The following is a 13,228-nucleotide window of genomic DNA, read 5'->3' as shown; positions in this document are numbered from 1 at the left end:
CGACTAGCCTAATAAGTTATGGGTAATCAGGTGTTGTGCGATCTGTACGGCGTTTGTAGCGGCACCTTTTCTCAAATTGTCAGCCACGATCCACATGTTCAAACAATTCTCCCGAGAATGATCGCGTCTGATACGTCCAACAAAAACCTCATCTTTTCCGTGTGCCATCAAAGGCATTGGATAAGTATTCACATCTGGGTTATCCTGAACCACTACACCTTCTGTTTCAGACAGCAGGCGACGTACATCGGCTTCAGTAAAGTCCTTTTCGAATTCGATATTCACACTTTCTGAGTGACCTCCCACCACTGGAATACGAACAGCGGTAGCGGTAACAGCTATACTACGGTCGTCCAAGATTTTTTGTGTCTCCCTCACGAGTTTCATTTCTTCCTTGGTATAGCCATTTTCCTCAAATACATCACAGTGTGGCAATGCATTACGATGAATAGGATAGGGATAAGCCATTTCTCCCTTTTTACCATAATACTCATTTTCCAATTGTTCCACTGCTTTGACACCAGTTCCAGTAATCGATTGGTAAGTGGAGACCACCAACCTCTTAATCCCATAATTTTTGTGTAATGGAGCAAGCGCCAGCACCATTTGAATGGTAGAGCAGTTAGGGTTAGCGATGATCTTGTCCTCTTTGGTCAGGCTGGCCGCATTGATTTCAGGAACAATCAATTTTTTGTCAGCATCCATTCTAAAAGCACTGGAATTGTCAATGACTGTAGTACCCACAGCGGCAAATGCTGGTGCGTGTTCCTGACTCACTGAGCCTCCTGCAGAAAACAAGGCTATATCTGGTTTCATATCAATAGCTTCTTTCATGCCTACCACCTTTACAGGCTGACCCTTAAAAGTAATTTCAGTACCTACGGACTTCTCTGAAGCCACAGGTATAAGGGTGGTGATGTCCAATTGGCGTTCTTCTAAAACGCTCAGCATGACTTTGCCCACCATTCCGGTGACGCCTACTACTGCTATTTTCATGAAGTTTTAATTTAATTTAAGGTAAAAGTATTATGTATGCAGGAAAATATACCTGGTTTTGGTGTACTTTTTTACATGACACTGTAAAAAAACGGCATCACCTTGTTGAGATGATGCCGTTTTTGTGTTTTGACTTCTTATTTATTCTTCCAGTTGCCAAGTGTTGTTCTCACGATCTACATCAGCCATCCATTCTTCTGGATCTATAGTCACGCTGCGTATATTTTCCATGTTCACTCCCTCTAGTTTTAATTCATAGGTCGGGTAAGCCCATGCCCAATCTTCCACAATCGCTGTGTTGCGGTCTACTTGCTTTTGCCCTCTCATCTCTTCGAGCGGGATATAGTACATTTTTTTAGATCCATCAGTCATAGTGACCTGGACATCCAGTGGCATCGGCATTAGCCCCTTTCGCGAAAGCGTTACCGTACTCACTCCATCCACACTTCCCATATCCTCAATCGCATAGTCAATTGTATTGGTAGTCATGGTCCAGTCACGTAGATACCATTCCAGGTCAAAGCCACTGACGCGTTCAGCGACCCTCTTGAAATCATTGGGATCTGGATGTTTGAATTTCCAGGTGTCATAGTATTCCTTGATGATTTGGTCACGTACATCCATACCCACAATATATCCAAGCTGACTTAAAAAGACAGCGCCTTTTCCATAGGCCGTTATACCATAAGCGCGATTGGTATCGTATCGGTCTGCGTGAGTGGTTTGTGGTTTTTCGGTGCCAGAATTGGCCAAATAGATATAACTCTGATAGGACGAAAGATGAGGATTTTTCTTGCCCTCATCAAACAAGTCGTTCATGGCAAGACTGGAAATGTAGGTCGTAAAGCCTTCATCCATCCACTCATGTTTTGATTCATCGGTAGCCAGTACGTGATTGAACCAAGAGTGGGCAAACTCGTGAGCAGTTACTCCTGCCAAACTACCAAAGTTACGCTCACCGGTAATTAAGGTACACATGGCATATTCCATTCCTCCATCTCCACCCTGGATAACAGAATATTGCTTATATGGATAAGGGCCAATATTTTCATTAAAGTATTTTAGGAAGTCATTGGTTGTGGGCTGAAGTCTTTTCCAGTTTTCTTTGATAGCATCATTGTCTTTGTAAAAGAAGTGAAGATCAACTCCGTTTGCTCCCTTGTAAATATCGTGGATATAATTCGGATCTGCGCCCCAGGCAAAGTCGTGTACACGAGGAGCTTTGAAATGCCAGGTCAATTTCCCATCTTTTCCTTTGGCAGGACCGGAGTTGGGTTGATCATACCCATGACCTATATCTTTGGGGTTTTGTAGGTAACCCGTTCCCCCAATCGTGTAATCTTTGTCCAAGGTAATTTTGACATCAAAATCTCCCCAAACACCATGAAATTCCCTTCCTATATATGGAGTGGTGTTCCAACCGTATTTATCAAATTCGGCCATTTTGGGAAACCACTGGGTCATGGAAAGGGCGACACCTTCAGCATTGTTTCTACCACTACGTCTGATCTGTACAGGAACCTGACCGTTAAAATCCAATTTCAAAGTAGATGACTCACCTGGACCTATGGGCTTGGCCAGCTCCACTACCAAAATTGTGCCCTCCTCGCTGGCTTGAACAGCCCTACCATCCTGCGTCATGTTGTTGACATGTAAGTATCCCTGCTCGTTAGGAGAAAGTGACGCAATACGAGAACCTACACGACGATCGGGGTCAGAAATAGTTCTGGATCTTACGTCCATTTGGCTGCCTGGTTGAAAAGCATTGAAAAAGAGGTGATAATATACCCGGTCAAGGGTCTCTGGAGAATTATTGGTATATACTAATTCCTGAGAACCAGTATACTGATATCGGTGAACATCCATTTGGACATCCATCTGATAATCTACATGCTGTTGCCAATAGGTAGCAGCTTTTGAAGAGTTGTTAGCCTGGGTTGTTGATTGTTTAGAACCACAGCTTGCCAATAGCAAGACGGTAAAACAAAGGACAAGTATTTTTTTCATGATTTTTTATTGTTGGGCTAAGATAATAAATGATCTCTAGAGACAAGTTTCACCTCTCTTGTGCTGATCGAAAAAAACTTTCTGAGCCAATGAAATATAATTAACTTCAGATAAATAATAATTGCATAACTGCTGATTTATAATTTTAACATTCGATGAAATGCAAATTTTTTAAGATAATCATCAAAGCACATCCAATGGGTAATTAATTTTATACAACTAACTGGTAAACAACATCTTATGTTTTATAGCTCCATATTTTTAAGATAGATGATCTGCAACTATCATAGATTAAATTCAGTTGATTAACTTTGATTTAACCAATTAAATGTATTTCATCCTTTACTTTGTACATATAATCGAAAACCGAGAAAGTTTTGAATACAAATATTACTCTTAGAATAGCAGGCGTTTTAATGATGATTGCCGGGCTGGTTTCTTGTTCAGGAGACGAATTGACCAACGAAGATCTTTATCAAGATCCTTCAAAGTTCACTATTTCCAACTACGTTAAAAGCAATCCTGAGTTTTCCCAGCTGAATGACGCTTTAGAATACACTGGATTGATGGGGCAAACTGATGCACAAGCTGGACTTAAAATATTTCTCCCCAATAACTTGGCTTTGAATTTGTTTCTGGCAGAAAATGGTTTCGCATCCATAGAAGATGTACCTGTAGATTATATGCGTCAAGTATTGCTGAATCATGTTATCGTCACTGATCTCGACCTGACATCAGCAGCTGCTAATTCCGAATTATTTGTAGAAACCAAAGCTACTCAGCTATTCAATTCAGAAAACCATTTGACTGCCATCGTTAAGACTATCGACGGTGTCCCCACAGTTAATGGTGTCTCTATCAGTAATGAGACCTTGACTTTTATCAACGGTAGAGCCACTGAGATCAATCAAATTATCGAACCATCTACCTTGTTTTCTATAGTAGCTTTGAGCGACCAATTTAGTGCGCTGAAAAATTTGGTAGAATTAAGTGGTGATTTTACGGAGATCAGAGATATTTGTGATCAAAAGTTCACGGTCACCAATCAAGCTCCTTTTACATTATTTGTGTCTGAAGACCCAACTTTGGATCTGGTGCTCAACGGGAATCCTGATGGTAGTATTTCTGCTGGACAACGTTTTTCAGACTTTATCAATGCACATTTATCTACAGAAGGTAGTTTTTACGAAAATATGCTACAGGACGGACAAACCGTACGCACCAGAACTCGCGTAGCTACTGCTGGTCGTGATAGCGATGGCAATGCTACATTAACAACGACCGGTGGTTTCTTCCCTAATGTAGTGAATATTCTCAATGATGATAACGCTATCATTCAAACCTCTAATGGAACTATCCAACGCGTAGCTGGATCATTAGCAGCACAGTAGTACACAAACGAACTTAGTTTAAACAAAAAACCTCGGGAGATTTCCGAGGTTTTTTTGTGATGCAACATATAGGATTGGATTCAGCAGGATAATATCGCTCAAGGCGAAAGTGGCCAGCTTTTACTCATCCGGAAACAGAAAAATCGGCAACCATTGGAACCCAAATTAAAAAAGCTGTCTTATGCAATGATAAAACAGCTTCAATGTAGTAGGTAACTGATTCGGTTTACCCTATGGTTTCCGCTTTAAGATATTCCCTGTTCATGCGGGCAATATTTTCAAGTTTGATACCCTTAGGACACTCGACCATACAGGCACCTGTATTCGTACAGTTCCCGAATCCTTCAATATCCATCTGGCGTACCATATTTTGAACACGCTGTGTAGCCTCTACTTCTCCTTGAGGCAACAGAGCATATTGTGAAACCTTGGCACTCGTAAACAACATCGCACTAGCATTCTTACAAGCCGCAACACATGCTCCACAACCGATGCAGGTTGCAGAATGAAATGCCTCATCAGCCTTTGCTTTTTCAATAGGAATAGCATTGGCATCTTGGGTATTTCCAGAAGTGTTTACTGAGACATATGCTCCTGCCTGCTGGATACGGTCAAAGGATGTTCTATCCACGATAAGATCTTTGATGACTGGAAATGCAGCAGCTCTCCACGGCTCAATAGTAATCGTATCGCCATCATTGAATTTTCTCATGTGCAATTGGCAAGTGGTCGTCAATTTTTGAGGACCATGCGGTTGACCATTGATCATCATGTTACAGGAACCACATATTCCTTCACGACAATCGTGATCAAATTCCACTGGCTCTTCTCCTTTATTGACCAATTCCTCGTTGAGAATGTCCATCATTTCCAGAAAAGACATGTCACCATCAACCCCATCCAAGGGATAGGTCACCAACTTACCTTTTTGGTCTGGTCCGGCTTGACGCCATATTTTAAGTGTCAATTTCATAACGTTCAGTTATTTAATTTTTATGAAGCTCAATGATCATAGATCGAGCCTCCTGAGCTGTAGCTAGCGCAGGAAATCCTATTTATAGGATCTGGTTTTCAATTCTACATTTTCAAACACAAGGTCTTCCTTGTGTAACTTTGCATCCCTGGGGTTTTCGTTGTATTCCCAAGCACTGACAAAGGCAAAGTTTTCATCATCTCTTAAGGCCTCTCCTTCTTCAGTTTGATACTCTTCCCTAAAGTGACCCCCACAGCTTTCATTTCGCGTCAGCGCATCCTTGGCAAACAATTCACCCAACTCAAGGAAGTCGGCCACGCGACCTGCTTTTTCCAATTCTTGATTTTTAGTATTGGCGCTTCCTGGAATCTTTACATTTTTCCAGAAATCCTCACGCAGTTCCTTGATTTCATCCATGGCTTTTTGGAGGTCCTCGGCATTACGGGACATTCCACATTTATTCCACATGATCAGCCCCAGTTTTTTATGATAATAATCAACCGAGTGTGTTCCAGACGCATTCATCAATTTCTCAATACGGTTGCGCACATCCTTCTCTGCCTGCTCAAATTCTGGAGAATCTGTTGGGATTTCACCTGTTCTGATCTCATTGGCCAAGTAATCACCAATGGTGTATGGTAGTACAAAGTATCCATCGGCCAAACCTTGCATCAATGCACTTGCCCCTAGTCGATTGGCTCCATGATCAGAGAAGTTTGCTTCACCAGCGGCAAAACAACCTGGAACAGTGGTTTGTAAGTTGTAATCCACCCACAGTCCACCCATCGTATAGTGTACCGCAGGAAAAATCTTCATGGGTACCTCGTAGGGGTTTTCATCGGTGATGTTGCGGTACATGTCGAACAAGTTACCGTATTTCTTTTCGATCACTTTTTTACCCAAAGCAATCATTTCTTGTTCTGTGGCATTTTTGTTTCCACTGGTCAAGGCCTCTACCTTTCCATATCTCAAGAAAGAAGCGGCAAAGTCCAAATAAACCGCATTACCGGTTTTATTGACCCCATAACCAGCATCACAACGCTCTTTGGCAGCACGGGACGCTACATCTCGAGGAACCAGGTTACCAAAAGCTGGATATCTGCGCTCCAGATAGTAATCCCTGTCTTCTTCCTTAAGGTCTACTCCTCTCAATTTTCCAGCACGAATAGCTTCAGCATCCTCCTTTTTCTTGGGTACCCAGATACGTCCGTCATTCCTTAGGGATTCAGACATCAAGGTTAATTTGGATTGGTGCTCTCCAGAAACTGGAATACAGGTAGGGTGTATTTGGGTGTAACAAGGATTAGCAAAATAAGCTCCACGTCGGTGGGTCCTCCAGGCAGCCATCACATTACTTCCCATCGCATTGGTGGACAGGAAGAATACGTTTCCATAACCTCCTGAGGCAATGACTACCGCATGGGCGCCATGTCGTTCTATTTCTCCAGTCACCAGATTACGGGCTATAATCCCTCTGGCTTTACCATCCACTACCACCAAATCCAACATTTCATGGCGATTAAAAGGTTGCACCTTACCACGATTGATTTGACGATTCAAGGCAGAGTATGCTCCAAGCAATAATTGCTGCCCGGTTTGACCTGCTGCATAAAAGGTTCTTGAGACTAACACTCCACCAAACGAACGGTTGTCCAACAATCCGCCGTATTCCCTCGCAAATGGCACCCCTTGAGCTACACATTGATCAATGATATTGGAAGAGACCTCGGCAAGTCGATATACATTGGCTTCTCTGGATCTATAGTCCCCTCCCTTAATAGTATCGTAGAATAGACGATAATCAGAATCACCGTCTCCCTGGTAGTTTTTGGCTGCATTAATTCCACCCTGAGCGGCGATACTGTGCGCACGACGCGGTGAATCATTATAGCAGAAAGTCTTTACATTATAACCCAGCTCTGCCAAAGTAGCAGCTGCAGATCCACCAGCAAGACCAGTTCCCACAACGATAACATCGATATTACGCTTATTGGCCGGATTGACCAGGTTGATGGTATTTTTATGATTGACCCACTTTTCAGCAAGTGGTCCTTGAGGTACTTTTGAATCTAAAACTGCCATAATTAAGCTGTTAATGGATTAAAATGATGATAAAGTGCAATCAAAATGAAGCCTGCTGGAATCAAAATTGACCAGGCGTAGCAAAACTTTTTGATCCCCTCTCCCTTTCTTACACTCTTTAATCCCATGGATTGGAAAGAGCTATTGAAGCCGTGCCATAGATGCATAGCCAACAAAATAAACGATATCACATAAATAACAGTTCTCCATACCGGCTGGAACTTAGCTACGGTTTCGGCATAATATCGGGTGGAATCCTCTTCCAGAAAGGAAATATACTTGTATTGCATTTCGTGTGCCCAGAAATCATACATGTGTAATCCTAAGAACGCTAATACTACTAATCCGGTGATAATCATGTTTCTGGATACCCATTGCGAATTAGAGTTTCCAGAAAATTGGGCATATTTCACAGGGCGTGCCTTGTTGTTTTGGAGCTCAAGAATAATCCCCATTACAAAGTGTACGATCAAACCTCCAAGTAGAATAGGCTGGGCTACGTACTGCACCAGTGGATTATATCCCATAAAGTGCGACCATTCATTAAAAGTATCCGGTGCAATCACGGAAGTAATATTTATAACAAAGTGTTGCGTAAGAAAAACAACCAGGAAGAGTCCGGATAATGCCATGACCCATTTTCTGGCAAGCGATGATTTTACTAATGCACTCATGTATAATTTTTTAGTTTGCTGCAAAGATAACTGCCAGGCGTTTCAATTTCAATCGTAATAGTTAAAAGCACTTCTTTTGCCCTCTTATTTGGATTGAATCTTAATAAAACATGCATCTTCCTTTACTTGGTAGGTGCTTTTCCTGCATCCTTTCAATAGAGAAGATGAAGAATCTGTTGGGGGTGTTGTTCAACTATCATCACAGATGCAATTCATAGCACTGAAATCTTTTACCATCAAGCCCTTTTGATTATTAAAACTTTGTTTAAGGCGTACTAAAGTAATGAGAAAAGTACTTCCTAGACTTTGCTAATGCAGTATCTTCAGGCTTCAACCATTAAACAGTAGTCTTGAGCCAACAAAAATTGGTAGAAAAAGAAAGTCCTATTCACAGCATCATAACAGATCTTGAGGCAGGAAGGCGATCTATAACCGCTCTGGAGGGTAAAGGTTTCCTACACCTGGAGCCCAACCTTCCTTTTTTGATGGTTTATCGTTGTACAACAGAAAAAGATGCAGGTACCAAACGCTTGGTCAAAAGTGCTGCCTCCTATCTTATTTTGGATGATTCAACATCCTTTGATTATGAAAATCTACTCGAAGGAATTAGTCTAAAAATGTTAGCTCGACATCGCGCCTTTCTGATCATAGACGTCTATTCAGGTCCTGAATCCTCCCTAAATTTTGAGATCAACGCTCCACAGGACAGTATGCCAGCCTCCATGGAAGCCTTGAGGGAAGAGCTCCTCAAAATAAACAGTATCGCTTCTCATAAAAAGATTGACATCCAAATTCATGATTTAAGTGAGTCCGATCAAAAATTATCTGGTTTACCTTATTCCAAGAGCGATATTTTTACATCAGGTGCCGTCTGGATTGGGCTTCAGGTCCCACCTGTATTTAGAAATAAAGAGGGGATACTTTTCCCTGTATATTTCAGGCGATTCAGAGATCGCTTCTATAGGGCTATCCAAAAAGGTATTTTTGAATTTATTCGGGTGCAAACACCAGCTGGAATCCCTAGTTATTCGGCCATTGGAAAACGTAGCATACACCAAGAATTGTTTCACCTGGATCGAGAATTGACAGCGCTGGAGTCTTCTTTCAATCTTTTGATGCTGGTAGCACCGGTGAATATTAATGATATACGGACCAAATTTTTTGAATCTGGCTTCCAGCAAGTGTTGGATTATCACTACCGCCTACTGCCCGTAGATCCAGATCGATTGAAACGCAAGTTATTCAATTTACGTATCGATGAAATTGATGATCCTGCCCTATCCTATTTATATAACGAAAAACGAGAAGAGGTAGACAAGCAGCTCTCCATGCTGAAAGAACGTGGAACTAGAAATTTTTTCTACAGCAGTATCCGACTGTTCCATGGCGTGGAAAAAGATCTTAAAAAGGAGGCGCAGGAAATACTTTCTGTATTGCCGGAACAAACGCAACCCAAACCAGAAGATTTATTGAGTGCGCATGACTTTAAAGACCTGGTACATGCAGAATTTGACTATTTCAAAGCCCAGGACCCGCAATTTAAAAGTCAGATTCACCTCAAAAAGGATTTGAACATCATGATGGTATCCCAGGGTGAGTTTTACCTGCCCCATAATTACCGCATGACCTCAACAGAAGCTCAGGCGCTACTTCAACATGAAATTGGTACCCATGTACTGACCTATTATAATGGTTCGCAGCAGCCACTTACACAAATGAAAGCAGGCTTGGCAGATTATGATACCTTACAGGAAGGTCTGGCGGTCATGGCCGAATATCTCTGTGGCTCCCTCACCCCTAACCGACTCAGGACACTCGCAGGAAGGGTAATCGCTGGCGATGCACTGATCCAGGGTTGTGATTTTAAAGAAATGTTTGACCTGCTGAAAAACACCTATGGATTTGATCGGGACAGGGCATTTAATATTACTTCGCGTATGTTTCAGGGTGGCGGATTCCTCAAGGACATTATATATCTCAAGGGTTTTGTGCAGCTCAGGCACTACTTGAATTCGGGCGGAGATCTCCAAATACTACTATCCGGAAAATTTGCCCTGCACCACATCAATATTATCAAAGAATTAACCGAAAGACAAGTCTTGTTACCTGCAAAGATTACCCCTAGGTATTTGGACATGGATTGCTATCGGGACCAACTCAAACAAATCAACGCAGGAACCTATCTTGCCCAAATGACTCAATCATGAAAATATGTTTTGTATTAAATGAAATTGCCACAGAATCTTGTGGATCCAGCGTGCGAATGATCAACCAAGCCCACGATCGCGGGCATGAAGTCTACATTTGCGGCGTGGGTAGCTTCTGTTTCCACAGCCACAAACCTATCTCGATCAAGGCTGCACGTATTCCTAAAAGCAATAAGAAACGCTCCCCAGAAGAAACACTGTCTTATATACAAACTCAGCCATTGGAAGAAATTGTGAGCACGGATCTGGATGTACTTTTTTTGAGAAACAATCCCACGGAAGAAGAAGGGAGCAGACAATGGGCTGAATTCTCGGGAATAGGCTTTGGACAAATGATCCAGGATTCGGGCGTCCTCGTACTGAATGATGCGCACACGCTAGCCAATGCCTTTATCGATAAGCTCTATTTTGAATCTCTGCCTGAACATATCAAACCCAAAAGCCTGATTACGCGGGATAAAGATCATCTGATGCAGTTTTATGAAGAACTGGGGCAACGTATGGTGCTCAAACCGCTCGAAGGCTCTGGAGGTCAAAATGTATATCTGATCGACAAGAATGAAAGAAACACAAATCAGATCATAGAGACCTTACTGGCAGAAGGCTACGTGATCGCCCAGGAATTTCTTCCCCAAGTTAAGGAAGGTGATGTCAGGGTGTTGTTACTCAATGGCCGTGTGATGGAAGAAGAAGGTAAATTGAGTATCATAAGGCGTGTGGCCGGTGAGGGCGAATTCAGAAGTAATTTTTCCCTGGGCGCCACAGCAGATAGCAGCGAATTGACCCCAGCCATGAAGGAAATCATCGATATCGTGGCACCGCGATTGATCAAGGATGGTCTCTTTTTTGTCGGCCTGGACATCGTGGATGACAAATTAATTGAAATCAACTTGCTCAGTCCTGGAGGTATGGAGTATTTTGAAAAGATTGGTTTACCCGATTTCTCCAAAAGCGTGATTGCGGCCATAGAAAAAAAGGTTTCCTATAAAGAAAAATACCAAGGAGCATTGGGTAACAAATGCCTGGCTACCATGGCATAATTCTAATGTTATCGCTTTCGCGAAAGCGACACCTCAAAAAAAATCAGCATATGAACAGAATAATAGGTCAATATTCCTCCGGTCAAGAAGGCCCTTTGGTATGGGTAACAGCGGGAGTACATGGTAACGAGCCCAGCGGAGTTGAAGCCTTAGAAAATGTTTTTAATAGTCTTTCAAAGCAACAACCGCACATCAAGGGTAAGCTTGTAGGGATCAAGGGAAATCAAAAGGCCCTGCAACTGAATAGGCGTTTTATTGATGAGGATCTTAATCGCACCTGGAAGAAGGACAAAATTGAAACGCAGCAGGTTCGCACCCACGAAGAAGCGGAAATGCAAGATATCATCCAGCTTCTCAACAAGCATTGGGGAGGTAAGGAAAAACAACCTGCTTATTTTCTGGATTGTCATACCACCTCATCTGAAAGTGCTCCCTATATCTCTGTTCAGGTCAAAAACGACAATGCTGAATGGTCCCAGCGTTTCCCAACAAAAATTGTACGTGGTTTTAGTGATATGGTAGAGGGAAGCATCGATCATTATTTTACAGATCTGGGGATGACGGGTTTTACTTTTGAAGCAGGCAGCCATCAAAATCCTGAATCTGCCCAACATCATGAAAGCATGATCTGGCTAATTTTAAAAGAGGCGTGCGATCTTTCCTTGGATTCCCTCACAGAATACCCAAACTGCACCGCAAGTCTTCGTCAATTTGAGCAACAAAGTTTTGACATTATTTATCGTCACGAGCTCCAAGCCTCTGACAAATTTGAAATGAAACCTGGATTCCATAATTTTGATCACATAGTCAAGAACGAAGTGCTCGCCACCCACAATGGTCGGGAAATCCGCAGTCAATGGAATGCCCATATTTTTATGCCATTGTACCAAGGACAGGGAAATGACGGATTTTTTGTGGTGGAGGAAATTAAATGATTCTACTGATGCATGAAGCAATAATGCGATGTGGTATTAACTGTTTCCCGATGTGTAGTGAACCGTAAAACATATCCAATTTCATAAAGCTGAGTGACTTCAAAAACAAGTCTTAGTTATTAAATTAGAATCAATTATCTTCAAGCTATGAAGTATTTATTCTTGATTTTCTTGTGCTGTTTTTCGACAAGACTTTGGTCTCAATCCAACAATTCTCCCAAAGCCATTCATATTTTTGTAGCCCTTTGCGATAATAAATATCAAGGCATTGCACCTGTGCCTGAATCCATAGGAAATGGTCAGCAGGCCTCTACCAATCTTTATTGGGGAGCTGGATATGGGTTAAAGACCTTCTTCAATCGCAGCAAGGATTGGCAATTGCTCAAAACCTACAGTCAAGTAGATAGCCTGATTCTGGAACGCCTAATCTTCAAACATAAATCATCCAATACCTATTTACTAGCTGATGCATATGATGGACGATACATCCAGCAAACGCTCACGGACTTTGTCGAGGCTGCTGCCGGCCGTAATGGTTTCGAGCTGACTGTAAATAAAAATATGCTTTGCTTTGGTGGAGATGCAAATTTGATCGGGTATGTAGGACACAATGGTCTGATGGAAGTTGAAATCACTGGTGCTTTTGAAGCCTTACCCGACAACCGTACGGATGCCATTGTGCTGGCGTGCTATGGAAAACAATATTTTGATCAATTATTTGTCCAAACCAATGCCCGCCCGCTATTATGGACTACCCATTTGATGGCTCCAGAAGCCTATACACTCGAGGCGGCCCTAAGCGCTTGGATAAAAGAGTCTACACCAGATCAAGTAGCCGAAGCAGCGGCTCAAGCCTATAACAAGTACCAAAAGTGCGGTATTGGCGCGGCCAGAAAACTACTGGTTACTGGTTGATGAGGATT

10 protein-coding genes are annotated in these 13,228 nt (G+C 42.3%); 5 read left to right on the top strand and 5 right to left on the bottom strand.

The genetic code is table 11. From position 1 onward, the window contains the following. Window positions 1–3: 3 nt before the first annotated feature. Complete coding sequence (locus tag EGM47_RS02560) at window positions 4–996, bottom strand: aspartate-semialdehyde dehydrogenase (protein WP_124979193.1); 993 nt, start codon at window positions 994–996, stop codon at window positions 4–6. A 141-nt stretch (window positions 997–1,137) separates the two neighbouring features. Further along, window positions 1,138–3,003, bottom strand: coding sequence for a M1 family metallopeptidase (locus EGM47_RS02555; protein WP_124979192.1), 1,866 nt, complete (start codon window positions 3,001–3,003; stop codon window positions 1,138–1,140). Between the two features lie 377 nt (window positions 3,004–3,380). On the opposite strand from EGM47_RS02555, the gene EGM47_RS02550 reads away from it, so the two are divergent. Further along, a complete protein-coding gene (locus EGM47_RS02550) occupies window positions 3,381–4,394 on the top strand; it encodes a fasciclin domain-containing protein (RefSeq protein ID WP_124979191.1) in 1,014 nt (337 codons plus the stop codon). Window positions 4,395–4,620: 226 nt separating this feature from the next. Here EGM47_RS02550 and EGM47_RS02545 read toward each other — a convergent pair whose 3' ends face one another. The 3 genes from EGM47_RS02545 to EGM47_RS02535 form a co-directional block, all read right to left on the bottom strand. Further along, on the bottom strand, window positions 4,621–5,367 hold the full coding sequence (locus EGM47_RS02545; protein ID WP_124979190.1) for a succinate dehydrogenase/fumarate reductase iron-sulfur subunit: 747 nt from the start codon (window positions 5,365–5,367) through the stop codon (window positions 4,621–4,623). Between the two features lie 78 nt (window positions 5,368–5,445). After that, window positions 5,446–7,449, bottom strand: a complete 2,004-nt coding sequence (locus EGM47_RS02540; protein WP_124979189.1) for a fumarate reductase/succinate dehydrogenase flavoprotein subunit — start codon at window positions 7,447–7,449, stop codon at window positions 5,446–5,448. A 2-nt stretch (window positions 7,450–7,451) separates the two neighbouring features. After that, entirely contained in the window at window positions 7,452–8,123 is a 672-nt protein-coding gene (locus EGM47_RS02535; protein WP_124979188.1) for a succinate dehydrogenase cytochrome b subunit, read from the bottom strand. Between the two features lie 350 nt (window positions 8,124–8,473). Here EGM47_RS02535 and EGM47_RS02530 point away from each other — a divergent pair, with 350 nt between their 5' ends. The 4 genes from EGM47_RS02530 to EGM47_RS02515 all read left to right on the top strand — a co-directional run bounded on the left by EGM47_RS02530 (window position 8,474) and on the right by EGM47_RS02515 (window position 13,220). After that, window positions 8,474–10,330, top strand: a complete 1,857-nt coding sequence (locus EGM47_RS02530) for a flavohemoglobin expression-modulating QEGLA motif protein (RefSeq protein WP_240642128.1) — start codon at window positions 8,474–8,476, stop codon at window positions 10,328–10,330. Continuing rightward, window positions 10,327–11,370, top strand: a complete 1,044-nt coding sequence (locus EGM47_RS02525; RefSeq protein ID WP_124979187.1) for an ATP-grasp domain-containing protein — start codon at window positions 10,327–10,329, stop codon at window positions 11,368–11,370. Before EGM47_RS02530 ends, EGM47_RS02525 begins: the two co-directional genes overlap by 4 nt. Before the next feature lie 50 nt (window positions 11,371–11,420). Then, entirely contained in the window at window positions 11,421–12,305 is an 885-nt protein-coding gene (locus tag EGM47_RS02520) for a M14 family metallopeptidase (protein WP_240642126.1), read from the top strand. A 147-nt stretch (window positions 12,306–12,452) separates the two neighbouring features. Next, window positions 12,453–13,220, top strand: coding sequence for a hypothetical protein (locus EGM47_RS02515; RefSeq protein ID WP_124979186.1), 768 nt, complete (start codon window positions 12,453–12,455; stop codon window positions 13,218–13,220). Window positions 13,221–13,228 lie beyond the last annotated feature (8 nt).

The sequence above is a fragment of the Nonlabens xiamenensis genome (assembly GCF_003865345.1).
Classification (GTDB): domain Bacteria; phylum Bacteroidota; class Bacteroidia; order Flavobacteriales; family Flavobacteriaceae; genus Nonlabens; species Nonlabens xiamenensis.
This window is presented reverse-complemented; position numbering and strand designations above follow the sequence as displayed.

Excerpts from the sequence above, each read along its gene's own strand:
- EGM47_RS02560 (WP_124979193.1), bottom strand. The coding sequence starts at position 996 with ATGAAAATAGCAGTAGTAGGCGTCACCGGAATGGTGGGCAAAGTCATG.
- EGM47_RS02540 (WP_124979189.1), bottom strand. The coding sequence starts at position 7,449 with ATGGCAGTTTTAGATTCAAAAGTACCTCAAGGACCACTTGCTGAAAAG.
- EGM47_RS02535 (WP_124979188.1), bottom strand. The coding sequence starts at position 8,123 with ATGAGTGCATTAGTAAAATCATCGCTTGCCAGAAAATGGGTCATGGCA.
- EGM47_RS02525 (WP_124979187.1), top strand. The coding sequence starts at position 10,327 with ATGAAAATATGTTTTGTATTAAATGAAATTGCCACAGAATCTTGTGGA.
- EGM47_RS02515 (WP_124979186.1), top strand. The coding sequence starts at position 12,453 with ATGAAGTATTTATTCTTGATTTTCTTGTGCTGTTTTTCGACAAGACTT.
- EGM47_RS02545 (WP_124979190.1), bottom strand. The coding sequence starts at position 5,367 with ATGAAATTGACACTTAAAATATGGCGTCAAGCCGGACCAGACCAAAAA.
- EGM47_RS02555 (WP_124979192.1), bottom strand. The coding sequence starts at position 3,003 with ATGAAAAAAATACTTGTCCTTTGTTTTACCGTCTTGCTATTGGCAAGC.
- EGM47_RS02520 (WP_240642126.1), top strand. The coding sequence starts at position 11,421 with ATGAACAGAATAATAGGTCAATATTCCTCCGGTCAAGAAGGCCCTTTG.